The sequence below is a fragment of the Anaerococcus hydrogenalis DSM 7454 genome (genome assembly GCF_000173355.1).
GTDB classification, from domain to species: domain Bacteria; phylum Bacillota; class Clostridia; order Tissierellales; family Peptoniphilaceae; genus Anaerococcus; species Anaerococcus hydrogenalis.
Map to the genome: position 1 here is coordinate 65,185 of NZ_ABXA01000003.1, position 23,394 is coordinate 88,578.

Annotated in this window: 29 protein-coding genes and 3 tRNA genes; 2 read left to right on the plus strand and 30 right to left on the minus strand. The window is 29.4% G+C overall.

Translation table 11 applies throughout. The features are described from left to right. From rnc to ANHYDRO_RS00950, 23 genes are all read right to left on the minus strand, one after another. Positions 1 to 687 (minus strand): ribonuclease III, encoded by a 687-nt coding sequence (gene rnc, locus ANHYDRO_RS00850; protein ID WP_004812465.1) that lies wholly within the window; start codon positions 685 to 687, stop codon positions 1 to 3. Next, positions 687 to 911 carry an acyl carrier protein gene (locus ANHYDRO_RS00855; RefSeq protein ID WP_004812467.1) on the minus strand — a complete coding sequence of 75 codons (225 nt, stop codon included), beginning with the start codon at positions 909 to 911 and terminating at the stop codon, positions 687 to 689. The genes rnc and ANHYDRO_RS00855 overlap by 1 nt, the downstream gene beginning before the upstream one ends. After that, positions 908 to 1,762: a phosphate acyltransferase PlsX gene (plsX, locus tag ANHYDRO_RS00860; RefSeq protein WP_316244751.1), complete on the minus strand. Its 855-nt coding sequence runs from the start codon at positions 1,760 to 1,762 to the stop codon at positions 908 to 910. The genes ANHYDRO_RS00855 and plsX overlap by 4 nt, the downstream gene beginning before the upstream one ends. Beyond that, positions 1,759 to 1,881 (minus strand): hypothetical protein, encoded by a 123-nt coding sequence (locus tag ANHYDRO_RS11035; protein WP_004812470.1) that lies wholly within the window; start codon positions 1,879 to 1,881, stop codon positions 1,759 to 1,761. Before ANHYDRO_RS11035 ends, plsX begins: the two co-directional genes overlap by 4 nt. A gap of 48 nt (positions 1,882 to 1,929) precedes the next feature. Continuing rightward, on the minus strand, positions 1,930 to 2,109 hold the full coding sequence (rpmF, locus tag ANHYDRO_RS00865; protein ID WP_004812473.1) for a 50S ribosomal protein L32: 180 nt from the start codon (positions 2,107 to 2,109) through the stop codon (positions 1,930 to 1,932). A gap of 69 nt (positions 2,110 to 2,178) precedes the next feature. Continuing rightward, positions 2,179 to 3,366, minus strand: coding sequence for an acetate/propionate family kinase (locus tag ANHYDRO_RS00870; protein WP_004812474.1), 1,188 nt, complete (start codon positions 3,364 to 3,366; stop codon positions 2,179 to 2,181). Between the two features lie 11 nt (positions 3,367 to 3,377). Next, positions 3,378 to 4,286, minus strand: a complete 909-nt coding sequence (locus tag ANHYDRO_RS00875) for a hypothetical protein (protein ID WP_004812476.1) — start codon at positions 4,284 to 4,286, stop codon at positions 3,378 to 3,380. Then, entirely contained in the window at positions 4,283 to 4,753 is a 471-nt protein-coding gene (locus ANHYDRO_RS00880; RefSeq protein ID WP_004812478.1) for a prepilin-type N-terminal cleavage/methylation domain-containing protein, read from the minus strand. Before ANHYDRO_RS00880 ends, ANHYDRO_RS00875 begins: the two co-directional genes overlap by 4 nt. Then, entirely contained in the window at positions 4,750 to 5,061 is a 312-nt protein-coding gene (gene comGE, locus ANHYDRO_RS00885) for a competence type IV pilus minor pilin ComGE (protein WP_004812479.1), read from the minus strand. The genes ANHYDRO_RS00880 and comGE overlap by 4 nt, the downstream gene beginning before the upstream one ends. Further along, on the minus strand, positions 5,030 to 5,461 hold the full coding sequence (locus ANHYDRO_RS00890) for a type II secretion system protein (protein WP_004812481.1): 432 nt from the start codon (positions 5,459 to 5,461) through the stop codon (positions 5,030 to 5,032). Before ANHYDRO_RS00890 ends, comGE begins: the two co-directional genes overlap by 32 nt. A gap of 7 nt (positions 5,462 to 5,468) precedes the next feature. Beyond that, a complete protein-coding gene (locus tag ANHYDRO_RS00895; protein ID WP_004812483.1) occupies positions 5,469 to 6,164 on the minus strand; it encodes a prepilin peptidase in 696 nt (231 codons plus the stop codon). Then, entirely contained in the window at positions 6,161 to 6,529 is a 369-nt protein-coding gene (locus ANHYDRO_RS00900; RefSeq protein ID WP_004818168.1) for a prepilin-type N-terminal cleavage/methylation domain-containing protein, read from the minus strand. The genes ANHYDRO_RS00895 and ANHYDRO_RS00900 overlap by 4 nt, the downstream gene beginning before the upstream one ends. A gap of 10 nt (positions 6,530 to 6,539) precedes the next feature. Next, positions 6,540 to 6,839 carry a type II secretion system F family protein gene (locus ANHYDRO_RS10205; protein ID WP_004812488.1) on the minus strand — a complete coding sequence of 100 codons (300 nt, stop codon included), beginning with the start codon at positions 6,837 to 6,839 and terminating at the stop codon, positions 6,540 to 6,542. A gap of 7 nt (positions 6,840 to 6,846) precedes the next feature. After that, positions 6,847 to 7,584, minus strand: a complete 738-nt coding sequence (locus ANHYDRO_RS00905; protein WP_244261605.1) for a type II secretion system F family protein — start codon at positions 7,582 to 7,584, stop codon at positions 6,847 to 6,849. 48 nt (positions 7,585 to 7,632) lie between these two features. After that, positions 7,633 to 8,190 (minus strand): ribosome recycling factor, encoded by a 558-nt coding sequence (gene frr, locus ANHYDRO_RS00910; protein ID WP_004812491.1) that lies wholly within the window; start codon positions 8,188 to 8,190, stop codon positions 7,633 to 7,635. Beyond that, positions 8,180 to 8,902 (minus strand): UMP kinase, encoded by a 723-nt coding sequence (pyrH, locus tag ANHYDRO_RS00915; protein ID WP_004812494.1) that lies wholly within the window; start codon positions 8,900 to 8,902, stop codon positions 8,180 to 8,182. The genes frr and pyrH overlap by 11 nt, the downstream gene beginning before the upstream one ends. Positions 8,903 to 9,239: 337 nt before the next feature. Next, positions 9,240 to 9,320: transfer RNA gene (locus ANHYDRO_RS00920), tRNA-Tyr, on the minus strand. A 208-nt stretch (positions 9,321 to 9,528) separates the two neighbouring features. After that, the gene (locus tag ANHYDRO_RS00925; RefSeq protein ID WP_244261606.1) at positions 9,529 to 10,677 is read right to left on the minus strand and encodes an IS110 family RNA-guided transposase; all 1,149 of its coding nucleotides are present in this window, start codon (positions 10,675 to 10,677) and stop codon (positions 9,529 to 9,531) included. A gap of 573 nt (positions 10,678 to 11,250) precedes the next feature. Next, a complete protein-coding gene (locus ANHYDRO_RS00930; protein WP_004812499.1) occupies positions 11,251 to 13,098 on the minus strand; it encodes a heavy metal translocating P-type ATPase in 1,848 nt (615 codons plus the stop codon). A 3-nt stretch (positions 13,099 to 13,101) separates the two neighbouring features. Further along, on the minus strand, positions 13,102 to 13,326 hold the full coding sequence (locus ANHYDRO_RS00935; protein WP_004812500.1) for a cation transporter: 225 nt from the start codon (positions 13,324 to 13,326) through the stop codon (positions 13,102 to 13,104). Positions 13,327 to 13,335: 9 nt separating this feature from the next. Next, entirely contained in the window at positions 13,336 to 13,629 is a 294-nt protein-coding gene (locus tag ANHYDRO_RS00940; protein ID WP_004812502.1) for an ArsR/SmtB family transcription factor, read from the minus strand. Positions 13,630 to 14,699: 1,070 nt separating this feature from the next. Beyond that, positions 14,700 to 14,785 (minus strand) — tRNA-Leu (locus ANHYDRO_RS00945). Between the two features lie 3 nt (positions 14,786 to 14,788). Then, positions 14,789 to 14,865, minus strand: a tRNA-His gene (locus tag ANHYDRO_RS00950). A gap of 332 nt (positions 14,866 to 15,197) precedes the next feature. On the opposite strand from ANHYDRO_RS00950, the gene ANHYDRO_RS00955 reads away from it, so the two are divergent. Further along, entirely contained in the window at positions 15,198 to 15,791 is a 594-nt protein-coding gene (locus tag ANHYDRO_RS00955; protein WP_004812503.1) for a regulatory protein RecX, read from the plus strand. Then, positions 15,791 to 16,066 carry a GIY-YIG nuclease family protein gene (locus ANHYDRO_RS00960; RefSeq protein WP_004812505.1) on the plus strand — a complete coding sequence of 92 codons (276 nt, stop codon included), beginning with the start codon at positions 15,791 to 15,793 and terminating at the stop codon, positions 16,064 to 16,066. Before ANHYDRO_RS00955 ends, ANHYDRO_RS00960 begins: the two co-directional genes overlap by 1 nt. Here ANHYDRO_RS00960 and ANHYDRO_RS00965 read toward each other — a convergent pair. Genes ANHYDRO_RS00965 through ANHYDRO_RS11045 form a run of 7 tightly spaced genes read right to left on the minus strand, consistent with a single transcriptional unit; the run spans position 16,063 to position 23,385 of the window. Beyond that, positions 16,063 to 16,989 (minus strand): ribonuclease E/G, encoded by a 927-nt coding sequence (locus tag ANHYDRO_RS00965; RefSeq protein ID WP_004812507.1) that lies wholly within the window; start codon positions 16,987 to 16,989, stop codon positions 16,063 to 16,065. The two genes, ANHYDRO_RS00960 and ANHYDRO_RS00965, sit on opposite strands and share 4 nt — an antisense overlap. Continuing rightward, positions 16,986 to 17,612 carry a P-loop NTPase family protein gene (locus tag ANHYDRO_RS00970; RefSeq protein ID WP_039913659.1) on the minus strand — a complete coding sequence of 209 codons (627 nt, stop codon included), beginning with the start codon at positions 17,610 to 17,612 and terminating at the stop codon, positions 16,986 to 16,988. Before ANHYDRO_RS00970 ends, ANHYDRO_RS00965 begins: the two co-directional genes overlap by 4 nt. 1 nt (position 17,613) lies before the next feature. Continuing rightward, a complete protein-coding gene (locus tag ANHYDRO_RS00975; RefSeq protein WP_004812510.1) occupies positions 17,614 to 21,027 on the minus strand; it encodes a penicillin-binding transpeptidase domain-containing protein in 3,414 nt (1,137 codons plus the stop codon). Between the two features lie 11 nt (positions 21,028 to 21,038). Beyond that, complete coding sequence (gene mreD, locus ANHYDRO_RS00980; RefSeq protein ID WP_004812512.1) at positions 21,039 to 21,530, minus strand: rod shape-determining protein MreD; 492 nt, start codon at positions 21,528 to 21,530, stop codon at positions 21,039 to 21,041. 9 nt (positions 21,531 to 21,539) lie between these two features. After that, entirely contained in the window at positions 21,540 to 22,370 is an 831-nt protein-coding gene (mreC, locus tag ANHYDRO_RS00985) for a rod shape-determining protein MreC (protein ID WP_004812515.1), read from the minus strand. Positions 22,371 to 22,372: 2 nt separating this feature from the next. Next, positions 22,373 to 22,789: a rod shape-determining protein gene (locus tag ANHYDRO_RS11040; RefSeq protein ID WP_316244752.1), complete on the minus strand. Its 417-nt coding sequence runs from the start codon at positions 22,787 to 22,789 to the stop codon at positions 22,373 to 22,375. Next, positions 22,786 to 23,385, minus strand: a complete 600-nt coding sequence (locus tag ANHYDRO_RS11045) for a rod shape-determining protein (protein ID WP_004812518.1) — start codon at positions 23,383 to 23,385, stop codon at positions 22,786 to 22,788. Before ANHYDRO_RS11045 ends, ANHYDRO_RS11040 begins: the two co-directional genes overlap by 4 nt. Positions 23,386 to 23,394: the final 9 nt, after the last annotated feature.

A 23,394-nucleotide genomic window follows, 5' to 3' on the forward strand; every position in this document is an offset into this window, starting at 1 on the left:
TCATCGCAGCCATTTGTTCTGCTTCTTTTTTATTTTTCCTTTTCCTGTGCTTAATTTTTTGTTTTTAGCATAAACATCCATATAAAATGTCTTGTTATGCTCAGGACCTTCTTCTTTGGCAAGTTTATATTTTAAAATTGTCCTATTTGTTTTATTAAAATATTCTTGCAATTTTGTCTTATAATCAATAAAAAGTAGGTCATTTTCTAAAAGTTCTTTTACAGTTTGATAATAATTTTCCATCAAAAAGTTTTTCAAAAAAACATAGCCTGCATCAAGATAAATCGCAGCACAAAAAGCTTCAAAGGTATCAGCCTTTACAGACTTTTTCTCCCTACCATTGTGGCTAATTTCACCTTTTCCAAATAACAAATAAGAAGAAAGATTAAATTTCTCGCTTGCCTTTGAAAAAGAAGATGTACAAACAATTCTCGACCTTATTTTTGTAAGTTTTCCTTCTGGATATGACTTGTGATTTTTGTATAATTCCTCGCTAACCACCAAATCTAAAATGCTGTCTCCCAAAAATTCTAGCCTTTCATTAGAAGATCTATTTTTATCTTTACTTTCGTTTATATAAGAAGAATGAGTAAGGGCTACATCAATTAAATTTTTGTTTTTAAAGCTGTAGCCAATACTTTCTTCAAGTTTTTCTAATTCTTCTTTTCTTTCTTTGCTTATAGTCATTAATTTTTGCTTTCTATTAAGGATACTACATCTGAAAATTTTTCAATTTCATCTAGTTCGTCATCAGAAAATTCTATATCATATTTGTCTTCAATAGCCATGATAAAATCTAACATATCTATTGAATCAATATCATAATCTGAAATAGCCTTATCAAAATCTACTTCATCCACATCTATATCTAAATTTTCCCTTACTAATTCTAATAATTCATCTCTTATCATTTTAATTCTCCTTTAATTTTTTCTATTGTATCTGTATTTATATAATCTATTAAACCAAGAATTGCTGAGGCAAATGCTTTTTTATTTGAGTTTCCATGAGCCTTATATACATATTGTTTTACTCCCAAAAGTGGTGCCCCACCAATACCATCAGAATTATATTTTGATAGGTTCTCTTTTAAGCTATCTTTTATTAATGCTCCACCAATTTTTGTTTTAACCGACTTATAAATCGCATCCTTTATTTCTTTACTAAAAAGACTTATTACTCCTTCAGCTGTTTTTATAGCTATATTTCCATCAAAGCCATCAGCTATAATTATGTTAGTTTTTCCTGTAAATAAATCCCTTGCTTCAATATTTCCAACGAAATTAAGGGAAGATTCCTTTAATAATTTATAAGTTTCCTTAGATAATTTATTTCCCTTATGTTCTTCAATTCCTACATTTAATAAAGATACTGAAGGATTTTCTATATTTAATACATTTTTTGCAAATACATGGCCCATAATTGCAAATTCCTTTAAAAATTCTGCCTTACAATCCATGTTTGCTCCTGTATCTAACAAAAGACTTGTATTTTCATAAGTTGGAAGACTTGTTGCTATGCAGGCTCTTTTAATACCTTCTATTCTTCCAGAAATAAAAAGACCACTAGCAAGAATTGCTCCAGTAGAACCAGATGAAACTAGACCATCATAACCGTCTTCGTTTAATTTATTAAATCCTTTTACAAGACTTGATTCTTTTTTCTTTCTAATAGCCCTTACCGGGTCTTCATTGTTTTCTATTTTTTCTTTAGCATCAATTATTTCATAGGATTTTATTCTACCATCAATTATTTTTTCTATTTTTCTTTTTCACCTGAAAAACATGGTATAAATTCTTTAGTTTTTAGAGCTTCTATTGCACCTTCTATAGGAATTTTAATACCATCATCTGCTCCAAAAGTATCTATAATTATTTTCATAATTTCCCCTTATTTTTGATAATAAAAAAAGATAGTGTTACCACTATCTTAATTTAACTCAAGAACTTCTTTGCCTTTATGATAACCACAGCTTGGACAAACTCTATGTGGTAACATTGGTTCATGACAATTTGGACACTCTACATAAGATGATTTATTTAATCTGTAAGCTGAAGCTCTTCTTTTATTTTTTCTTGTTTTTGATGTTCTTCTCTTAGGTACTGCCATTCTAACACCTCCTAGTTATGAGTTTTAGCAATCTTAAACATTATATAAGTAAATGTTAAAATTGTCAAGTTAAACTAGTTTTTTAGTGTCTCTTGCAATCATTAATTCTTCGTTAGTTGCTATAACAAATACCTTAACTTTAGAATCATCTGTAGAAACTAAATGACATCCGCCACGAACATTATTTTTTTCTGGGTCAATTTTGATACCAAATTGTTCGAAACCTTCCATTATGCTTTCTCTCATTGTTATAGAATTTTCACCAATTCCACCTGTAAATACTATAGCTTCAACATTTCCAACTTCTGCCATGTATCCTGCTATATATCTTTTTGCTCTGTTAGCAAACATTTTTAAAGCTATATCTGCTCTTTTATTTCCATCATTTGCTGCATTTTCAAGATCTCTAAAATCTGATGAAACTCCTGATACTCCTAAAACCCCAGATTCTTTGTTTAAAACATTATCCATTTTTTTAGTATCGTAACCATATTCATTCATCAAAAATGTTACAACAGTTGGATCTAAATCACCACTTCTTGTTCCCATTACAAGTCCTTCTAGTGGAGTAAGTCCCATTGTTGTATCAAAAGATTTTCCTTCTTTAATTGCACAAATGGAAGATCCATTTCCTAAGTGGCAAGAAATCATATTTAAATCTTTTTGATCTTTTTCTAAAACTTCTGCTGTTTTTTGTGTTATGAAATCATGGCTTGTTCCATGGAAACCATATTTTCTAACAGCTTGGTCTTCATAATATTTATAATCAATTCCGTATAGGAAGTTTTCTTCTGGCATTGATTGGTGGAATGCTGTATCAAATACTGCAACATTTTTTACATTTGGAAGAAGTTTCTCACATGCTTCAAGCCCCATCATATTTGCTGGGTTGTGTAATGGTGCAAATTTTGAATATTCTTTTACAGCTTCTCTTACATTTTCATCAATTACAACTGATTTTGTAATTTTTTCTCCACCGTGAACAAACCTATGTCCTACTGCATCAATTTCTGATAGGTCTGATATTACACCATTTTCTTTATCAGTTATTGCATCAAATACATGTTTTACAGCTTCAGTATGGTCTTTCATATCTTCTTCGATAATATATTCGTCTTCGCCTTTTTCTTGTTTAAGTCTTGATCCGTCGATTCCAATTCTTTCTACAAGACCTTTTACTAAAACTTCTTCATTGTCCATATCAAATAATTGATATTTTAAAGATGAAGACCCACAGTTGATAACTAATATTTTCATTTATTCCTCCATTAAAATACTTTTTTCGATTTAATTTCTATATATTTTGGATTTTCTATGTCATTTATATAATTTAAAGCTTTATCCTTATCGTATGAATATTTTACTAAATTAGAATAATCATTTTCTGATATTATTTGTCCATTTATGGTAAGTTTACTTTTATTTTTTGAAATAATATCACCTTTTATTATAAGTAAACCATCCAAAATCAAATCATTTTCCAAAATTAAATCATTTCCAATTATTACTATACCACTAATTCTTATCGGTGCTTTACTTTTATTGGAATAATTTTCCTCTTTGTTTTTTAAGTTACTCTCATTTTTTTCTTGAATTTTTTCATCAGATATTTCATTTGATTTTCCTTTTTTATCTTTTATATTTAAGTTTTTATTAATTTTTAAAAAAGTATTTTCTCTATCATTATTTATCTGATAATTTTCATATTCTTTAAATTCTTTTGTCTTAAATTTTATATTTTTATAAAATTCATCGAATTTATCAGCTAAAATAATTTTTTCTTCTTCTTTTAATTCACATTTTTCTTTTAAGTATAATAACACTTGTAATTCAGCTCTTGAATCACCTATTTCATTTACACTATTTATAGAGAAATATGTATCAGATATTTTTTTACACCTAAATTTCTCAATTTGATTAAAATATTTTATATTGTAAGGATGCCATGAATGATCGTTGAATTTATCAACATCTTCTAATATTTTTATTAAATTTTCCTTATCATCAAAAATTATAGAATAGATAGATTCTTCTTTGTAGATTGCTTTTTTTCTATTGTATATGTCCTTGTTTGAATCTTGGTTATTTACTGCTTGCTTGTAGACAAAACTTAGGCTAATTGATAGTAAAACAAGGATTAAAAGTACATATACTGATAAAAATCCTCTTTTTTTCATTCTAGCCTCCTAATATAAGTTCTATATTTTGAATTTTTATCTTTTTCATAAAAATCTATAGCTATAGTAAAGGCCTTGTCTTTTTTATCATAGGATATCTTAGATGATTTACAAAATCCTATAGGAATTTTCGCTTCATTAAGACTTGATGAATTTATATTATTTATGTATACATAAAGAGTATTTTCTTCTTGGCCAAACCTATATGTAGATGTCTTATCTCCATCATTAATTTCTAATTTGAAATTTTCTTCATCTTTTATATCTATAATTTTGTCTGCTTTTCTTATAACATTTTCTATATAAAGGATGCAGTTGGTTGAATTTTTATAGGATAATTCTTCTTCATAAGTTTTTTTACTTATAGACAAGTTAGTTTTTACTATATTATCTATTAAAAGAATAAGAATAGAGGAAATTGCAAGAACACATATCAGTTCTATAAGGGTAAAGCCTTTTTTTCTCATTTTTTAACCACCACTTCTAGTTCGTATTTAGAGTTTTTAACCTTTATATATTTTAAATTTTCATTATAAGATATGACTTGTGTATAAGTTTTAATACCATCTATTTCATCTTCATATTGGCCTATTTCTCTTTCTTTTGATCTTTCCAATACTTCTTGCATTATAAATAATGATTTAGAATCATCCTTTATCTTTTTAGAATTTTTATATACAGAAAAAATAGAAGGAAGTATATAAAGGCTTATAATTCCTATTAAGGCAAGACTTATTATAACTTCAATTAGGGTAAATCCTTTTTTCTTTTTCACTTCTTATCCTCCCCGCTATTGGCGAAACTATTATCCTATATTTATAATACTTTGAATAAAAGGCTAGAGTCTTTGCTTTTTCAACACTTCCTGTTGGCTTGAAAATCAAACTATAAGAGTTAAAGGGACTAATATATTTTAAATCAACTTCTTTTACCAGGCTATTGTCCGCATATTTTATAATTTTATATTTATCATCCTTAATTTGGATTTCAAAATTATTTCCACTAGCTAAAGATTTTTCCCTGCAATAATTAAAATCGGATATAAGATTTTCTATTTCTTTTTTCTCTTCAAATTTTGATATTATCCCTGTTCTTATCATTATTAGGCTTGCTATCATGGAAATTATGGCTAGTGTAATTATAAGTTCTATTAGGGTAAAAGCTCTTTTTTTCATATCTTCCTCACAAAAGTGCTATTATGTAGGCTAAAAATATATAAGGGCAAAAAGGCATTATTATTTTGGTACTTTTATTTTTTATAGCAAGAAAAATTGCAGGTATGGCCCCTATCCAAACCGATCCTAATAATAAGTATATTATTTTTTCATTTTCTAAAAATAAAAATAAAGATATATAGAAAAAATAATCCCCGTCTCCTATATTTTTCTTCGATAAAAAATATATTATTAGAAATAAAAGGCTAAATATAAGAAATATTTTTATAAGTCCTAAATAATTTTTTAAATAAAAAATCCTATAAATAAATCCTAAGATACCTAAAATGTAGACATATACCATTTGAATTTCTAATGTTTTAAAATCTATAATAGAAATTATTAGTCCAATTATTAGGGATAAAAATATAAAAATCCCCTGAATACTACAAAATTTTTTAAATGTAAATATAAATAAAAGACCCCCTATTATTTCACAAATTGGATATGAAATCGGGATCTTTTTGTGGCAAAACCTACATTTTCCTCTTAAAAATAAATAAGAAATTATAGGGATTAAGTCTCTTTTTAATATTTTTTTATCACAATATGCACAATGACTTGGTGGAAAGGCAATATTTTCTCCCTTTATTGACCTTTGACAGACAAGATGGGCAAATGATCCAAAAACACTTCCTATAAAAAAATAAAATATAATAATCATTCAACAGGACCTGGACTTATACTTATTGATGAATCTTTAGGATTTATTGTGACTGTATATTCTTTACCTTTTATTTTGTCTGAACCTTCAGGAACTTTTGGCCACTTATCTAGATAATTTTTGTAATCTCCTTTCCCATCTGACCATTCTATAGTTTTATCACTCGAACTAGATTCATTTAATTTTAAACTAGCTGCTGTTTTTAACATTGAAATATTTGCATTATGGGCAGTAATTGCTGCTTTTTCTTTTGACATTTTGTATTTTGGTATAGCAATTGCAGCAAGTAAGGCTATAATTGCAATTACTATAATAAGTTCAATTAAGGTGAAAGCTTTCTTTTTACTTTTTAATTTTTTTACCATAGACTGCTCCTTAAAAATTAACATTATTAACTGAATCAAACATGGGAATAGCAACCGAAAAAACAACAAAACCTACAAGCAAAGCCATAAATAAAATCAAAAATGGTTCAGCCATGCTTGAAAGTCTTTTTAACCTATATATGTATTCGTTAGCATAATAATCTTTTGATTTTCTAAGAGAATCAACCATATCTCCACTATCTTCTCCTACTCTTATCATAGCTATAAATAATTTCGTAAAAACATTTTCATTCTCAAGTGAATCTGACAAGGAATTTCCTAATTCTAGACTGTATTGAACCTTATCCAAAATATGTCTAAGATATAAATTCTTGAAAGATTTTTTTTATTATATTTATACTCTCAATTATATCTACATCACCTTTTTTTAAAATAAATAATAAGGATGACATCTTATATTCTATATTAATCGTCCTAAACTTCTTAAAAAATATACTAGTAAACAAAAATTTATCGATTTTAAACCTATAATCTTCTCTTTGCCTAAGTAAGAAAATTAAAAATACAAAAATCAATACAAATAAAAGTATGTATAGGCCATTTTCACTTATAAATGATGAGCTTTCTAAAAGAATTTTTGTAGACTTAGGAAGTTTTGTCCCATTATCCTCAAAAACTTCTATAAAAGTAGGCAAAACTTTTGTAAGTATGAGAATAACTACAACAATTGTAACAACTAATAAAATTATAGGGTAAATTAGCGCTTCTATAATTTTATTTTTATTTTTACTTTCTTCGGTCAAATATCCTGATAACTCATCGAGTATTTCAGGCATTTTGCCACTGGCATCTCCACTTCTAATAAAGGCTGTAATAATGCTTCCAAACGCCTTTTCCTCTTTTAGAAAAGATTCGTAGGCTCCGTTGCCATTTTTTAAAGATAAAGATATATTGACCAAAGCCTTGTTCAATTTCTTATCAAGACTTTGGTCAATTATTATCAATAGACTATCGTATATAGATACCGATGAGTCAATAAGTAGGCTTAATTGTTTTAAAAATAATGATAAAATATTTGAATTAATCTTTCTCATACCTATATCTTTATTTAAAAAAGCCCTTAACTTATCAAATTTATTCACTTATACTTCTAGCAATTCTTTGTTTTTATTTTCTGCTATTTTTTCAATATTATCTATATATTTTTTAGTGATTTTTTGAATATCTTCTTCTATTGAGAATAAATCATCTTCAGTTAGATCGGCAGATTTTTCACCTTTTTTTGCTGTATCCAAAGAATCTCTTCTGATATTTCTAATTTGAATTTTACTATCTTCTGAATATTCATTAACTTGTTTAGTTAAATCTTTTCTTCTTTCCTCAGTCAAAGCTGGAAATGGAAGTCTTATTACTTCTCCATCATTTTGTGGATTAATACCGATATCAGACTTATTAATAGCCTTTTCAATTTCTTTGATATTTGACTTATCCCAAGGTTTGATAACTAAAAGTCTTGGTTCTGGTGTAGAAATTGTAGCAGCTTGATTAATAGGTGTTTGAGATCCATAATATGAAAATGTTAATCCATCCAAAATTGAATCATTAGCTCTTCCTGCTCTAATTTTAGAAATTCTAATTTCAAAAGACTCGCAAGCCTTTTTCATAGCACTTTCTGTATCTTTAATAATTTTATCGTACATCAAAACTCTCCTTTACAATTGTTCCAATATCTTTTCCTTCAACTATCCTAACCAAATTTTCTGGATTATCGATTCCAAAAGCAAGAATTGGCATTTCATTATCCATGCACAAACTTGTAGCTGTAGAATCCATAATTGTTAACCTTTTTTGTAAAATTTCACTATAGGTTAATTTTTCATATTTAATGGCATCATCAAATTTATTAGGATCTTTATCATAAATTCCGTCAGTACCTTTTTTACCTAATAAAATCATGTCAGCGCCAATTTCCAAAGCTCTAAGAGATGCTGTTGTATCAGTTGAAAAATATGGTAATCCTGTTCCTGCAGAAAAAATAACAATTCTTCCCTTTTCAAGATGTCTTACAGCCCTTCTTCTTATATAAGGCTCTGCAACTTCTTGCATATTAATAGCTGTCATAAGCCTTGTTTCAATTCCCATTTTTTCTAAAGTATCTTGAAGTCTTAAACCATTCATTACAGTTCCTAGCATACCTATGGTATCGCTAGTTGCTCTTTCAATATGTTTTCCACTTCTTCCTCTCCAGAAATTTCCACCACCAACAACTATGGCAATTTCTAATCCCTTGTCCTTGGCTCTTTTAATATTTTCACAGATAAGATCAATAGTTTCATCATCAAAACCAAATCCCTTATCCTTTGCAAGTGCTTCACCACTTAATTTTAAAACTACTCTTTTAATATCTCGCAAAACTTTTCCTCCTATTAGTAAAATTATATACTATTTTTAAGTATTGATAAAGTTATATGCAATTAAAATTTATTAGATAGTTTACTATCAATATATTTACCCAATTTAAAAAATATTATCCTGAAAATAAATAGAAATTTAAAATAATAAAAATTTTTATACATTTAAACAATTTAGATGTCATTTTAACTTAAAAACTGCCGCTATCTGTTCATAATTTAAACCTATTCCTTTGAGTTCTTCTGTCTTCATAAAATCTCCTATTCCTAAGCTTTTTAAGTAGTCGCTATGACTTTAGATTTGTGATTTCCTAGCATTTTAGGTCTGCCTTGAGTTGTGGGACAAGTGGGATTCGAACCCACGAAAGCTAATCCAACAGTTTTACAGACCGTTCCGTTTTCCACTTCGGTATCTTCCCATAAAAACCTGCTAACAAAAGTCAAGGAGAAAAGCGAATTATTTTTCCTTTTCTCCTTGTTGTTTAGAGTTTAAATTTGAGCACAACAAATAAGCCGGTTACAATCGGCTTGTTCAACTATTGCATTCTTGATTCTAGGCTACTTTTAATAACTTCTTTTCTTGTTTTGATGCCATAACTTTTGCATAGTATATTCTTAAGAATTTATTTAATCCTGCAAATTTACAAATCTTCTTAGCCTTTCCATCTTTTTCTTTTTTATCATATATAGATATATATCATTTTCAGTATCTTTTGCGCTCATCATGCATTTCATAACTTGATAACCTACTTTTCTTAGTATTGCATTTCCTCTTTTTGTTATTTTTCTCTGATCTGCTTTAAAGTTACCTGACTCATATGGTGGTGAATCTATTCCTACAAATGATATTAAACTTTTTTTGTTTTTAAATTTTGATAAGTCTCCAAATTCTGCTGTAATTTGCACTGCTAATTTATCTGATATTCCTGAGAATTTCTTTGCTTCTTGATATTCTTCTAAGGACTCGGAAATTTCTATCACTTGTGATAAAATAGTATGTAGAATTTGATTTATATGCTTTATCAATTCTATTCCTTCTTGTATGCTAGTCTTTATATATGAGCTATTAGAAGGTTGAGTTGAGATACTTTCCTCTGCGAGCTTGTATATGGATTTAGCTTTATCAGAATTAGGATGGTATCTCTTTTCTTTTGCCCAGTTTTTAAAATCTTCTATGAATTTTTCTTCTGGTTTTTCTAATACTAGGTTTTTATGCCACCGTATTTCTAAGAAGTCTAAGAGTTTATCTTTTGAAAAGTCTCCTGAAGCGTGTGGAATTAGTTTTTTTATTCCTGGAAATGTTTGATTTATTGTTTGATCTATGAAATTCATTTGATTGATTCTTAATTCCATATAGTGCTGATAGGATCTGTTTAATTCTTTTAGGACTCTGAAACTTTCTGAATCTACTTTGTATTCTTGTAATTCTTTCCAGTACATCAAGCCATATTCTGCTATTTGTATGGCATCTATATTATCATTTTTTGCTTTTCTAAAGTTGAGTACTCGACAAAACTGTTTCATTTTTAAAGGATTTACCACAGTTACAAAGTATCCTTTGTCTTTTAATTCATAGAGGATTGGAAGGTGGTATTTACCTGTTGCTTCCATGATTATCTTGACTTCTTCGTTTAATGATTCTAGTTTATTTGAAAATTCTTCTACTTTTGTTTTGTTAATATCAATATCAAAAGGCTTCCAAATGATTTTGCTACCTTGTTCTAGTGCACAGAATGTAAATTTTTCTTTTGCTATATCTATTCCTATAGATATCATTTTATTACTCTCTTTCTTTTGATTTGTAGTTCCTACCTGCACCATTACACTCATTTTAGCTCGTGACACGGACGTTTTGCCCAACCTGCTTAACCGAATATGAATAATGAAGAGGTAGTTGACAGTTTTTGTGACGGATATTTTAACCCTAAAAGACGATCGTCATACTACTCCTTCATTATACAAAAATAGTGCAAGATAGAAATAACTTTCTTTCTTACACTATTTATGGTACTAAAAAGACGAGCAAAAACTCGCCTAACTTGTCTACTGTATTTTGATGTAAATACTATATGGTATTTTCATCTCCAACTTGTATGTAATAAAGTTTTTTCGTTCATGAAAACCCCTTTTTTGATTGTGCATGTGACTATCACAATTATACCCTATTTAGTCACAAGTGTATTAAAATCGAGTAAAATAGGTTATAATTGTAATGAACGGAGGTAAAAAGCTAGACCTTTCGACTTCGCTATTGCTCCGCTCAAGGAAGTCCACTTCGTTTTACTTTTTCCTCTAATTTTCCAAATAAAAAATCCCTAGTTAAGTTCATGACTTTCCTAGGGAATGTATTTATATTTTCTTTTTTAGTATCCTCATTGACCATAGGACTGCTATTATTGTAACTCCAACATCTCCAAATATTGCTAGCCACATATTTGCATAGCCTAGTAGTCCTGCTATTAGGATTCCTATTTTGACTGCCATTATGAAAGTCACGTTTTGCCTTACTGTCCTATTGGTAAGGTCTGAGATTTTCATTAGCTTGCTCATCTCTCTAAATTCTCCGTTAACTACGAGTATATCGGATGATTCTATAGCAAGGTCAGATGCTGTTTCTCCCATTGATATACCAACATCTGCATTGGTAAGGACTGGGGCGTCGTTGATACCATCTCCTACAAAGACTGTAGGAAGTCCTTTATCTTGGTAGCCTTTCATAATTTCTAGCTTCTGGTCTGGCATGACTTCTGCGTAGTAGTCATCTAGGCCAAGTTCTTTGGCTGTTTCTTCAACTGCATTTTTGCCATCGCCTGATACTACAGCTATATTTTCAAAATGGTTGTGAAGATCTTCTATAGTTTCAAATGATTGGTCTTTGATTTCATCTTCGATTATTACTTTTGCAGCAAGCTTGTCATCTATAGATACATAGATTGCCCTGTCATTTTCTTCTCCATCATAGCCAATAAATCTAGCAGAACCTATCTTGATTATGTCGCCATCCTTGCTAGTAGCTCTTACACCAAGGCCCTTTTCATTGGTTACTTCTTCAAACAAATCATGTTTTTCATCACGGTCTAGACTTTCTACGATCCCTTTTGCGATAGGATGGGTACTCATTAGCTCGATATTATATATATAATCGAGGATTTTTTCCCTATCATGGTCAGTAAAATATTCTATATCTTTTACTTTGAAATTCCCTGTAGTGAGGGTTCCGGTTTTGTCTGATAATAGGACTTTGGCATTATTTAGTCCTTCAAAATACTGGCTTCCTTTTATAAGGATTCCATTTTCACTAGCTAGGCCAAGGCCTGACATAAAGCTTAGTGGGACTGATAATACTAGGGCACATGGGCATGATATTACTAAAAATGTAGCTGCCAAGAATATAGAGTCATACCAATCTCTTCCAAAAAATAGGGGAGGTATGATAGCTACTATAAGCGCAATAGCTACAACAATTGGGGTATAGATTCTGGCAAATCTTGTTACCATTTTTTCACTTTGAGACTTACTTTCTGCGGAATCTTCTATAATCTCCATAATTTTTGCAGCAACGGAATCATCAAATTCTTTCTTAGCTTCCATTTTGATAATCCCTTCAGTAAGAAGAGATGAAGATATAATCTCAGACCCTACTTCGGCTTCTACTGGCATGGATTCTCCAGTAACAGAGGATGTATCAAGTAGACCATGGCCTTCTATAACGACACCGTCCACACCAATTTTCTCACCATCACGAACCAGGAGGATATCTCCTACTTCTACATCATCTAGGTCGATTTCTGTAGTAGAACCATCTGGGTTTACCTTATTGGCCACATCAGGCACTAAGTCTAGGAGTTCTTCTATGTTTTGGCGGGACTTATGGCTTGCTATATTTTCAAATAAATCACCAAAATTATAAAAAAGTATTACAGCAATTGCTTCTATATATTGGCCTAGGATGAAGGCTGCAATTGATGCAATAGACAAAAGGAAGTTCTCATCCATGGCCTGGCCACGGATGATTCCCTTAAACCCTTTTATCAAAACATTCCATGCGGATAGCAAGTAGGCTAATAAAAAACCTCCCACAATCCATATATTTTCACCTATAGTATTCCTTAATACTGCTAATATAGCAGTAAAAATACCTATAGATATAAGTTTACTAAGCTCCTTTTTATGAGAATCTGTCATAGACTCAAGCATATCCTACCTCACTAAGACAGTCCCTGGCTCAAGTTTATCAGCAAGTCTATTAGCCTCATCAAAGATAGCATCTTCATCAGCACCATCAGCTAATTCCATCTTTAGCTTCAAAGTTAGGAATGATAGGTTGGCATCATTCACTCCATCAATTTTCTTAACAGCCTCTTCAATCTTTGCTGCACAATTTGGACATAGGTCATCACTTTCTACTTTGTATTTTACTTTCATTATATTCTCCTATTCTTTAATATGTTCTAATCCTGTCTTAAAAATCGTCTTGACGTGGTCATCGGCAAGTTCGTAGTACACTGACCTGCCACTTCTCTTGGAACTGACCAAATTGTTATCCTTCAAGCTCTTTAGCTGGTGGCTTATAGCCGACTGGCTCATATCCAAGACTTCTGCAATTTCGCCTACAGAAGTAGGCCCACTAAAAAGCACATTCATAATCCTAAGCCTAGTCGAATCGCCAAAAACCTTAAAAAGATTAGCTAACTCAAATAAAATTTCCTCATCTTTGATAGTTATCATTATCACCTCCGTTTATATGAGTATATGTTTATATGAACATTATAGCATATGTCTTTCTAATGTCAAATTTATATATGAATAATTTTAATATATGAATGTTTGACTTCTGTTTTTTTACCTTTCCAAGCGGGACTTTTACTCTTTAACAAAAAAGACAGAATCCCCCGTCTAATTAATACCATTTTTTTCCATTGTATTCTGTGTGCTCTAGGTCTATCTTTTCCCAGCCGCCAAACCTTGATATATATTGGTTTTTAAGCTCTTCATACTCTTCTTCGCTTACCTCTACCGTGTCATACTCACTGTAGTAATAGAAAGGCTTTTTTGCTTGCTCAAAGCTGTTTGCAGCTTCATCATAGAGCCAGTTATATCTTTCCTCAGGATAAGAGTCATCTTCGACTTTTCTTTGATCCTCAGAAAGCCATTGCCAAGCTGTTTTCCAGTAGCCCTCTGCCCTTTTGCGCTGATACTCTTCTCGCCTTTTACGAGCTTCTCGGAGCTTTCTTTCTTCTCGCCTTTCTGCTCCTATAAGCTCTTTTTAATCTTCTGAAAGTTCGATAGTATCCTCTGCAAAGCAGTAGTCGTACCATTCCCCGCCTTGGCGATTGGCACGCATAGAAAAGATATAATCTTCAGATATCGGCTTTCTATATATCTTCCTCCAGCCTTTTACGGTGCGTAGCTCTGTATCATCATAAGGCTGATGACCTCGGTATATACTGATAGCTTTACCATCTGAGTAGCAGTCGCAGTATCTGAGAAGATTACGCACTTTAGTGCTGGTCTTTATGCTTATAGGGACTTTGCTTTTTTTAAGCTTTTTTAAGTCTCTGATATCTATGATTTTTCTGCCATCTTTATAAGTATCTATACTTTAAGGAGGTTTTCTTGGTGCTTGAAGTTAAAGCTTAATCCCTCCACCTGCATAGCAGGTGGTTTTTTGTTTGGATCTCTTTCGTTCGCTCTAATCACTTAAGTGGACAATAAAAAAGTGAATAACAATATCGTTACCAACACATTTCCCAAACATAAAAAAAAGAACGTTGTTTTATCAACGCTCTTTTTTATTCTGGTGCGGGATAAAGGAGTTGAACCTTCACGAGAAAATCTCACTAGATCCTAAGTCTAGCGCGTCTGCCAATTCCGCCAATCCCGCATATGGGGTGAGTAGAGAGATTCGAACTCTCGATCTCCTGGGCCACAACCAGGTGTCTTAACCAACTGGACCATACCCACCAAATAATAACTTACTATATAAGTATACATCCAATTGAATCACTTGTCAAGTAAATTTTAAAATAATTTTGAAAATTTTTTATATTTACTATGGCCTGTCTCTTTCGACTTAAATATAATACCATAAATAAAAATTTTTTTCAAATTTTTTTTTGATATTTTTTTAAGTTTTACAAAAAATTAGACTTATAGTAAAATACTGTTAAGAAAGAGAGATTTAGAGGTGATTTAATGAAAAAGAAATCTAAAAGTAAAGTAATTCTAAGAATTTTTGCTGTAGTTGTTGCTCTATCAATGGTAATTCCTATTGTTATGAATGCTATTGAGTCTTTATGATTGTTGAAAATATTGAGTATTCTGATAAGTATAATCTGGTAAAACTTACCATATCTAGGGAAATTTTTTATATTTCTTATGATTTTTTTAATGATTTAAATATTACAAAAGATGAGGATTTAGATTTTAATCTTTATAAGAAAATTTTAAGTGAAGATGATTTTAATAGGTGTAAGAATGAGGCTTTAAGGCAAATTTCTTATAGGGCTAAGACTTCTTATGACCTTATTTATAAGTTAAAGAAGAAAAACTATTCTTCTGAGTCAATTGATAGGGTTATTGATTTTTTAAATGAGTACAAGTTGATTGACGATGAAAATTATGTAAAGTCTTATATTAATGATAAATCCAACATAGCAAATTGGTCTAAGGGTAAGATAAGATATAAGTTAAAGACCAAATTTATTGATGACAAACTTATTGATAAGTATTTAAATAAAATTTCCTATGATGAGGAATATGAAAAAGCCTATAATTTTGCTCTTAGAAAAAAGGAAAGTACTGATGAAAAGAATAAGATTTATAGGTTTTTGGCATCTAAGGGATTTTCTTATGATATTATTAAAAATGTTTTGGGTGATTTGTTTTAATGGATGACGCATACGTTTATATATTAAGATGCTCTGATAATAGCCTATATACTGGTTGGACCAATGATATTAAAAATAGGTTGGATAAACACAATAAAGGAAGAGGAGCAAAATATACAAGAGCAAGAAGACCTTGCAAGCTTGTTTTCTATAAAAAAGTTGATAACAAAATCAAGGCCATGCAGATTGAGTATAGGATTAAAAGATTAAATAAAAAATATAAGGAAAATATAGTAAATAATTTTGATAGAAAAAAATTAGAGCTTATCGATTAGATAAGCTCTTTTTCTTTTAGTTTTTTTATAAGGCTTTCGCCTTCTCTTTTTATTGAAATTTCAAATAAGCCCATATTGGTAAATCCATAAATGGTATATATTTTGAAGTATTTTTTTATATTCTCATTTATTATTTCTACTAATTTATAATTATAGGAAGATTTTAAGAAATCTATTACAATCATTCCTCCAATGTTTCTAAGTTTTAAATTGTAGAAAATGAAATCAATTAAGTCCTCGTTTACCTTATAATAAAAGTCATCCTTATCCATTGTAGATCTTTTCTTTGAAGAATTTACATCTACAAAACATAAGGTTTCTAGCTTATTTATTATTATAGATAGCTCACCCTTATATATTTTTTCATCACCAATAGTTTTTAAAGAATCATAAATTATTTTATTATTTCTTATATCGACTTCTTGGCAATAGTAACCTTTGTTCTCTTCTAAATATAAGTCAAATTCATTATAGCTTTTTAATAATTTAGGAGAAGGTGTAAAATTTTCCTCATCAATAAGTGAATTTTTAATATCTAAAAGGTCTTTATAAGTTTTAGGATTTTTCTTTCTTCCTTTTTTTAAGATTGGATAGCCCTTATTTTTAAACCTATATAAAAAATAATCTTGGTTTTCAATCCTAAAGTTAGCGCTAAAATTAGCAAGCTTGTCGTCAAATTCTTCTTTTACAATTTGCCCTATTAGGCTATCTCCAATTTTGAATTTTTTATTTGATTTCAAAAAAGCCTTTTTGTCCTTATCATATAATAAAAAATAAGCATTTATAGAATCAATTTTACCTACGACTTTAGCCCTATAAATATTATATAGGTATGGTGAGTAAAATTTTAATTCGTATAATTTATTATCAATAATTTTTCCAAAGGCTTTTTCTTTGTAATCTACAAATATAAAAGATTTCATTGGGCAAGTTTCTTCTTTAATTTTTCAAAAAATCCGATTTTATCAATTTCTTCTTTCTTATCTTCCAATAAATTAGAAATTATCTTGTCAAAAGAATTATTTTTTGTTTTTAAGCCTATATATTTTGAAGATTTTCCAAGTATTAGGTCTCTTTTTTCTCTTATATCAAAATATTTGTCATCCGTTTCTATATAAAAATAATTAGAATTTATATTCTTATCTAATTCATCTTCATTTAATATCTGAATTTCTTTTTTCTCATCTAATAATTTTGAATACAGACCATAGATTATTAAATAGTCATAATCAGAAATTTCATTTAATAACTCATCAATATCTTCTTTTTTTATATCATATTTTCCTTGAACTAAGGGTGATATTGCAAAATCTAAGTTCTCCTTATATTTTTTGATAATCTTATCAAGTCCAACAATACCAAGGAAATAATCACATATGTCATATGTGATCATTCCTCCCATATCAAATAAATCTTCTATATTTTCATCCTTTTTTCTTTGAAAAGAAAGAAGTAATAGGGATTTATCTTTAGATAGTTTATCAGAAAGTTCTTTTATAAATTTAGCTTCATTATGATTTGTCGAATTTATTAAAAATACCTTCATATTATTCTCCATTTGTATTATTTTCTATATTATCTTGATTTTCCATATTGTTTTGATCCTGCTTATTTGTGTTTTCATCTTTATTGTCATCTTTTTTATCAACAACAATACTTTGATCTTCAGGATTTATTTTTATATCAAAATATTTACAAACAATATCCCTGAATACTGGTGAAACATTTGATGAAATAATACCCTGAGTTAAAATTATAGAAATAGCTATTTCTGGATCATCATATGGAGCAAATCCAACCATCCACGCATATGGCTCATAATAACTACCATCTGGATTTTTACCCTCTACTTCTGCTGTTCCAGTTTTCACTCCAACCTCTAATGGCATCTTATTCAAAATAGCATTATTTTGTGCAACTAATAATGTTCCATGTTTAATATCTTCTAAATATCTAAAATTTTTAATATTTATTTTTTTATTTTTAACCTGATTTTTAAATAAAGTATTTTTAGAGTTATGGTCTTTAACCTGATTGATTAAAGTATATTTATTTAAATATCCACCATTTGATATTGTTGAAATCACCCTATTCATTTGTAATGGTGTATATGAATTTTGTCCCTGTCCAATTACAATATTTAACATATCAGTAATATCCCATTTAGCTTGATTTAAAAAAGTATATTTTAATGTATCTACTAGCCCTGCTGTATCACCATTTTTGATTTTGAATGGCTCATATCCCATTCCATCAACTATTTCCGCTAATCTCACTCTATCTACAGCCTTAGGATTGTCAGCTAATTTAATTAGCTTAGATATATCATTTTCAATATCTTTTTTTGATTTTTTAGTATTTCCCTTAATATAATTAGCCAAATCTTTTTCAAGATATTTTTTCATCATAGACTTGGTTACTTCAAGTTTTTTTTCGGTTGAAGGTATATTGCCAACTGTCTCTTGTGGGATATTTATTTCAATCCCAGTAGTTTTATTCAAACCTAGTATTTCAGCAGCTTTTTTTATATCATTTAATTCTAATTTCACTCCTAAACTTTTATGTGTTGATGGATTCTCACCTAAAGCTAAACAATAAAAATAATAGTTACATGAATCTCTTATTGCATCATATAAATTTTCCTCACCATGAGTATGACCTGTAGTAGACCAAATCAAGCAAGAAAATCTTTTATTCCCAATATCCATAAAGCCATTACAGTAGTTTAATCTTTGTGGGTCTAAGCCTTTTTCTAAAGCTGCAAGGGATGTTACTAGCTTAAATGTAGAACCTGGCATCACCGCAGTTTGACTAGCCAAGTTCATCATAGGCCTAGCTTCTATTACTGAAGAATTATCTGGAACTTGTAAGCTATCCCAATCAGTTTCTGATATACCTGTAGAAAATAAATTTGGATCATAATTCGGATATGATGCCATTGCTAATACTTCACCAGTTTTTACATTACTTACAACTACAGCCCCACTTGTTGCATATGATGCTGATTTTTCAGGTGTAAAATCACCATATTCAGAAGTATAAGCCTTTCCAGTTCTTATTGATTCTAATATTTTTGCTAGTGACTTTTCTGCTTGATTTTGCAAATTCGCATCAATAGTTAGGTAAACATCATTTCCAGGTTCTGATGGGATTTGTGATAAAGTTTGGATTCTGTTTCCAGATGAATCCACAGTAACTATACTTTTTCCATTTTTACCCCTTAAGGTATCCTGATAAGATTCTTCTATTCCAGTTTTTCCTACAATTTCATCTCTTAAATAAGAATCCTGATTTACATATCTCTCTACCTCATCATCAGTAGCAATTGGTCCCATATATCCTAATACATGACTTGCGAGATTTCTGTTTGGATAAGACCTAATTGGAATTGTTGCAACATTTATTCCCTTTGCCTTATCTATATTTTCTTCTATCCTTAGAACTGTAGACTCATCAAGATTATAAACCAAATTAATTGGCCTAAATCCATATGAGCCTTGCCTATTAATTATATTATCAATTGTTAAAATTCCACAAGCTTCATAGTTATTATTATTTTTAATATTTGAGACTTTTTTGATGTAGTCTAAAATTTCTTTTGCATCTTTAGCTTTTGATAATTTTTTTATAACCTTATCTCTTGGTTGATTTTTATCCAAGCTTGCATAATGTTCAAAGAAATCTTTTTTCCCCACATTAAATGTGTAATCCCATTTTTCTATTTTGTCATTACTTATATCTATTGAAGGATAAACACTATTTTTAACATTTGCATTTTGTGCTAAATATTTAAAATCCTTATCTAACACTACATCTTTAAGCAAGTGATGTTTATCTGCAAGATTAGCTAATTCCTCAGCAGGATCACCTGCTTGAGAATTTTTGAAATTTAAGTCAACAGAATAAATATTTTTATCATCTTTAGTCTCTGTCTTTACTTCTGTAGTAAAATTCGCGTAAACACCTTTATTTTCTAACTTTTCTATCAAAACATCTGCTGGTATCTTATAAGAACCATCATCTTCGTTTAAGGATGCTGATTTTAAAAATTCTTTAATAGAAGTTTTTTTGACTATATTATAAAAATCATCGCTTGCCTTTGTATTTAACTTAATTTCTGGATATCCGTGATGTAAGCTAGCTTTTTTTTGGATAAATTTTTCATCAGCAGCAAGGGTATAATCTTTTAAAATAACATTAGACTGAAGATTTTTATCTTTTAATATATTATAGGCTAGAATTCTTGCTTGATTATTTTCAAGAATATTTCTTATTACTGATTTATCTTCTCCAATTTCACTAACTACAACATCTACTGGATCTTCGTTTATTGTGTGATTTATAGATTTTAATTTACTTTTTGCATTATCCTTGTATCTTAGCTTAATTTCTCTATCTTTTTGACTAACTAAAAGAGGTATGTCTATTCCTCTTTTTTTCAATGCAAGAAGAGCTGTTTTCATGGTTTCATATTTTATGCCATTTTTATCACTAGTAGACTCTACTAATTCTCTTATTAAATTATTATCGATTATAGTATCTACTATTTTATCCTCTGGAGATTTTTCTTCTTTAAAATAATCATCTGTTGTTTTATATTGAAAAGAATTTAATCTAATATCAAAATCATTTTGATAATTGACTCCTGCTTCTTCTAATATATTAACTAAGGTAGTTACAGCATCAATTCTTTCTTTATCATCTAAATTTGTTAATTGATCTTTGTATAATTGCACAGCAAATGAAGGGACAGTTGTAGCAAGGATATTTCCATTTCTATCTAAAATATCTCCCCTACTTGCTATTTCGTCCACTTCTTGAACTTTTCTATTATCAGATAGGTCCCTATAATGATCACCTTGGTTTATCATTAGTATAAATAATTTTATAAATACTGCCACAAACATCAAGGCAAAAACAATTTGTAATAGGGTAATCCTACTTTCTTTTTGTTTTTTCAAAACTTACACCTCTATATTCTATATGTTGGAATATACATTAATTTTTTTACTATAAAATGATAAACTAGATAAATTATAGTGTTTAATACTGCTTCTACCAATAGTGGTAAAAATAGATAATTTTTTATAACAATCATATCTGACTTAAATAAGTAAGTGATTAGGCTTACAAAAATAAAATTAGCTATGGTAAAGGCAAAACTTAAAATTAATCCAGTATTTTTGTCACTATTAAATCTAAATCTTTCATCTCCTACAATATGGCCAATCAAAAAATATGATAAGGCCCTAATTCCAATTATTTTAGAAAACATCAAATCTTCCATTAAACCAATAATTAGACCGGCATAAGCCCCGCTTTTTGATCCTAAAATAAGAGAAAGTGAAATAACTAGTCCAATAATTATATTTATATTAGCACCAAATATATCTATCTTTGAAAACACTGTTATTTGTAAGATAAAAGATATTAATGAAACTATAAATGTTTTTAATTTATTCATATAAGCACCTTACCTTCTTAAAACCAAAACCCTATACAAATGAGTGAAATCCACAGGAGAATCTATATTTACATTTTTTCTCAAAGAATCTTTGCTCATATATACATTTGAAATTTCTCCCAAATATAAGCCTTTAGGATAAACTCCACCTATTCCACTTGTTAGAAGAATATCTGATTTTTTAGCATCGCTTGAAACTTCTAACATATAGCCTGATATGGTTTTATTTTTAAAATCATCAATTACCCCATAATCTCCGCTTCTAGAGTTTATAAATGATACATCATTTGATGAATTTTTGATAGTTTCTACTTTACTTGTAGTAGCATTGACTTTTACAACTTTTCCAATAACAGCTGAGGAATATTCGCTATCACCTATAGCTTGTAAAATAACATCATTAACCTTTAAGCCATCTTTCTTTCCCTTATCAATAAAAAATGATTCTTGCATGCTTTTTACATCAGAGCTGATTATTTGAGCTTTAATATAATCATATTTTTCATTTTTCATAGCCTTTTTTTCAGCCTTTAGAAAATCTTTTCTATTAATGATTTCATTTAAATTTGCATTTTCTTTTAAGAGATTTTTATTTTCAATTTTCAACTTTTCAATTTCAGACCTTGTTTGCTTAGATCCTATTGTATCTTCTACAGCCTTAATCAACTCAGATGAAATTGAATATGAAATTTTATTTACTGGCATAAATATAGTATTAACCGCATTATTACCAGCCTTAACCAAACCATCAGAAATGCTTGATACAAAGATTAATAAAACCAATAAAATTATCGTGATAATAAAAGATTTGTTACTTTTCTTTTTTCTTCTATATGACATACTTACCTACTTTGATATTTTAAAAACCTATCTGGATTTTCCATGATAAGTCCTGCACCTTTTATAGCATCAAGTTCAGGATTTTCTGATATTTTTGACTTTAAATTAATTTTCTTTTCAATATATTCTCCAAGACCCTTAACCTTTGCCATTCCACCTGTTAGAATAAAACCATCATTTTTAATATCACTCGATAATTCTGGTGGAGTTTTTTCTAAAACAAGATATATCATTTCAACCAAAGAATCTGCAAATTCACTCAAACAAGCTGCAATTTCTTCACTTTTTAATTTAATTCTTTTTGGTTTAGCATCTGATAAATCTCTTCCTTCAACATCCATAGATAAATTTTTATCCTTGATTCTAAGAGATAGGATTTCTTTTTTGATTTTTTCAGCAGTGTTTAAACCTATTTCTATTTTTTATTTTCCTTTAAAAAAGTTTGGATATTTTTATCAATATCATCCCCACCAATTTTTAAGGTCTTACTAGCCACAATCCCGTTTAAACTAACTACACAAACCTCGCTATTTCCAGCACCAAGATTTATAACCAAAATTCCCCTTGGATCTTCTGGGCTTAGGCCTATTCCAAAACAAGATGCAAGAGATTCATCAACCATAATCACATCTCTACTTCCTGCATGTAAAGCCGCATCTTCGACAGCCCTTTGTTCTATATCAGTAATTCCACTAGGAACACAAACGACTGCCCTTGCTTGTAACAAAGAAAAACCTGGGTTTATTTGTTGAAAATAATGATTAAGCATGGCTTCAGTCAAATTAAAATCAGAAATAACCCCCTTTTCAATCGGTCTTTGAATTATAATTTCATCAGGAGTCTTTCCAATCATATCTTTTGCCTCTTGACCAATTGCTTTTATTTGCCTATTTTGATGGTCCAAAACCAAAACGCTTGGTTCATTGATTATAACACCATCCTCTTTTTTAAAAACCTTTATACTGCTAGTACCTAAATCTATAGCTAGATCTTCAGCCTTAATTCTAAACTTCATCTTCTTCTC

Bases quoted from the DNA above. Each gene is read 5' to 3' on its own strand.
- ANHYDRO_RS11035 (WP_004812470.1), bottom strand. From the start codon at position 1,881: ATGAAAATAATTATAGATACTTTTGGAGCAGATGATGGTATTAAAATT.
- ANHYDRO_RS00960 (WP_004812505.1), top strand. From the start codon at position 15,791: ATGGATGACGCATACGTTTATATATTAAGATGCTCTGATAATAGCCTA.
- ANHYDRO_RS00900 (WP_004818168.1), bottom strand. From the start codon at position 6,529: ATGGTAAAAAAATTAAAAAGTAAAAAGAAAGCTTTCACCTTAATTGAA.
- ANHYDRO_RS00935 (WP_004812500.1), bottom strand. From the start codon at position 13,326: ATGAAAGTAAAATACAAAGTAGAAAGTGATGACCTATGTCCAAATTGT.
- ANHYDRO_RS00890 (WP_004812481.1), bottom strand. From the start codon at position 5,461: ATGAAAAAAAGAGCTTTTACCCTAATAGAACTTATAATTACACTAGCC.
- mreC (WP_004812515.1), bottom strand. From the start codon at position 22,370: ATGTCATATAGAAGAAAAAAGAAAAGTAACAAATCTTTTATTATCACG.
- ANHYDRO_RS00970 (WP_039913659.1), bottom strand. From the start codon at position 17,612: ATGAAGGTATTTTTAATAAATTCGACAAATCATAATGAAGCTAAATTT.
- frr (WP_004812491.1), bottom strand. From the start codon at position 8,190: ATGTACGATAAAATTATTAAAGATACAGAAAGTGCTATGAAAAAGGCT.
- ANHYDRO_RS00925 (WP_244261606.1), bottom strand. From the start codon at position 10,677: ATGATATCTATAGGAATAGATATAGCAAAAGAAAAATTTACATTCTGT.
- ANHYDRO_RS00965 (WP_004812507.1), bottom strand. From the start codon at position 16,989: ATGAAATCTTTTATATTTGTAGATTACAAAGAAAAAGCCTTTGGAAAA.
- rpmF (WP_004812473.1), bottom strand. From the start codon at position 2,109: ATGGCAGTACCTAAGAGAAGAACATCAAAAACAAGAAAAAATAAAAGA.
- ANHYDRO_RS00955 (WP_004812503.1), top strand. From the start codon at position 15,198: ATGATTGTTGAAAATATTGAGTATTCTGATAAGTATAATCTGGTAAAA.
- ANHYDRO_RS00870 (WP_004812474.1), bottom strand. From the start codon at position 3,366: ATGAAAATATTAGTTATCAACTGTGGGTCTTCATCTTTAAAATATCAA.
- rnc (WP_004812465.1), bottom strand. From the start codon at position 687: ATGACTATAAGCAAAGAAAGAAAAGAAGAATTAGAAAAACTTGAAGAA.
- ANHYDRO_RS00855 (WP_004812467.1), bottom strand. From the start codon at position 911: ATGATAAGAGATGAATTATTAGAATTAGTAAGGGAAAATTTAGATATA.
- ANHYDRO_RS00940 (WP_004812502.1), bottom strand. From the start codon at position 13,629: ATGATAACTATCAAAGATGAGGAAATTTTATTTGAGTTAGCTAATCTT.
- ANHYDRO_RS11045 (WP_004812518.1), bottom strand. From the start codon at position 23,385: ATGAAGTTTAGAATTAAGGCTGAAGATCTAGCTATAGATTTAGGTACT.
- ANHYDRO_RS00930 (WP_004812499.1), bottom strand. From the start codon at position 13,098: ATGCTTGAGTCTATGACAGATTCTCATAAAAAGGAGCTTAGTAAACTT.
- ANHYDRO_RS00875 (WP_004812476.1), bottom strand. From the start codon at position 4,286: ATGAAAAAAAGAGGATTTTTATCAGTATATGTACTTTTAATCCTTGTT.
- ANHYDRO_RS00905 (WP_244261605.1), bottom strand. From the start codon at position 7,584: ATGAGAAAGATTAATTCAAATATTTTATCATTATTTTTAAAACAATTA.
- mreD (WP_004812512.1), bottom strand. From the start codon at position 21,530: ATGAATAAATTAAAAACATTTATAGTTTCATTAATATCTTTTATCTTA.
- ANHYDRO_RS00895 (WP_004812483.1), bottom strand. From the start codon at position 6,164: ATGATTATTATATTTTATTTTTTTATAGGAAGTGTTTTTGGATCATTT.
- ANHYDRO_RS00880 (WP_004812478.1), bottom strand. From the start codon at position 4,753: ATGAGAAAAAAAGGCTTTACCCTTATAGAACTGATATGTGTTCTTGCA.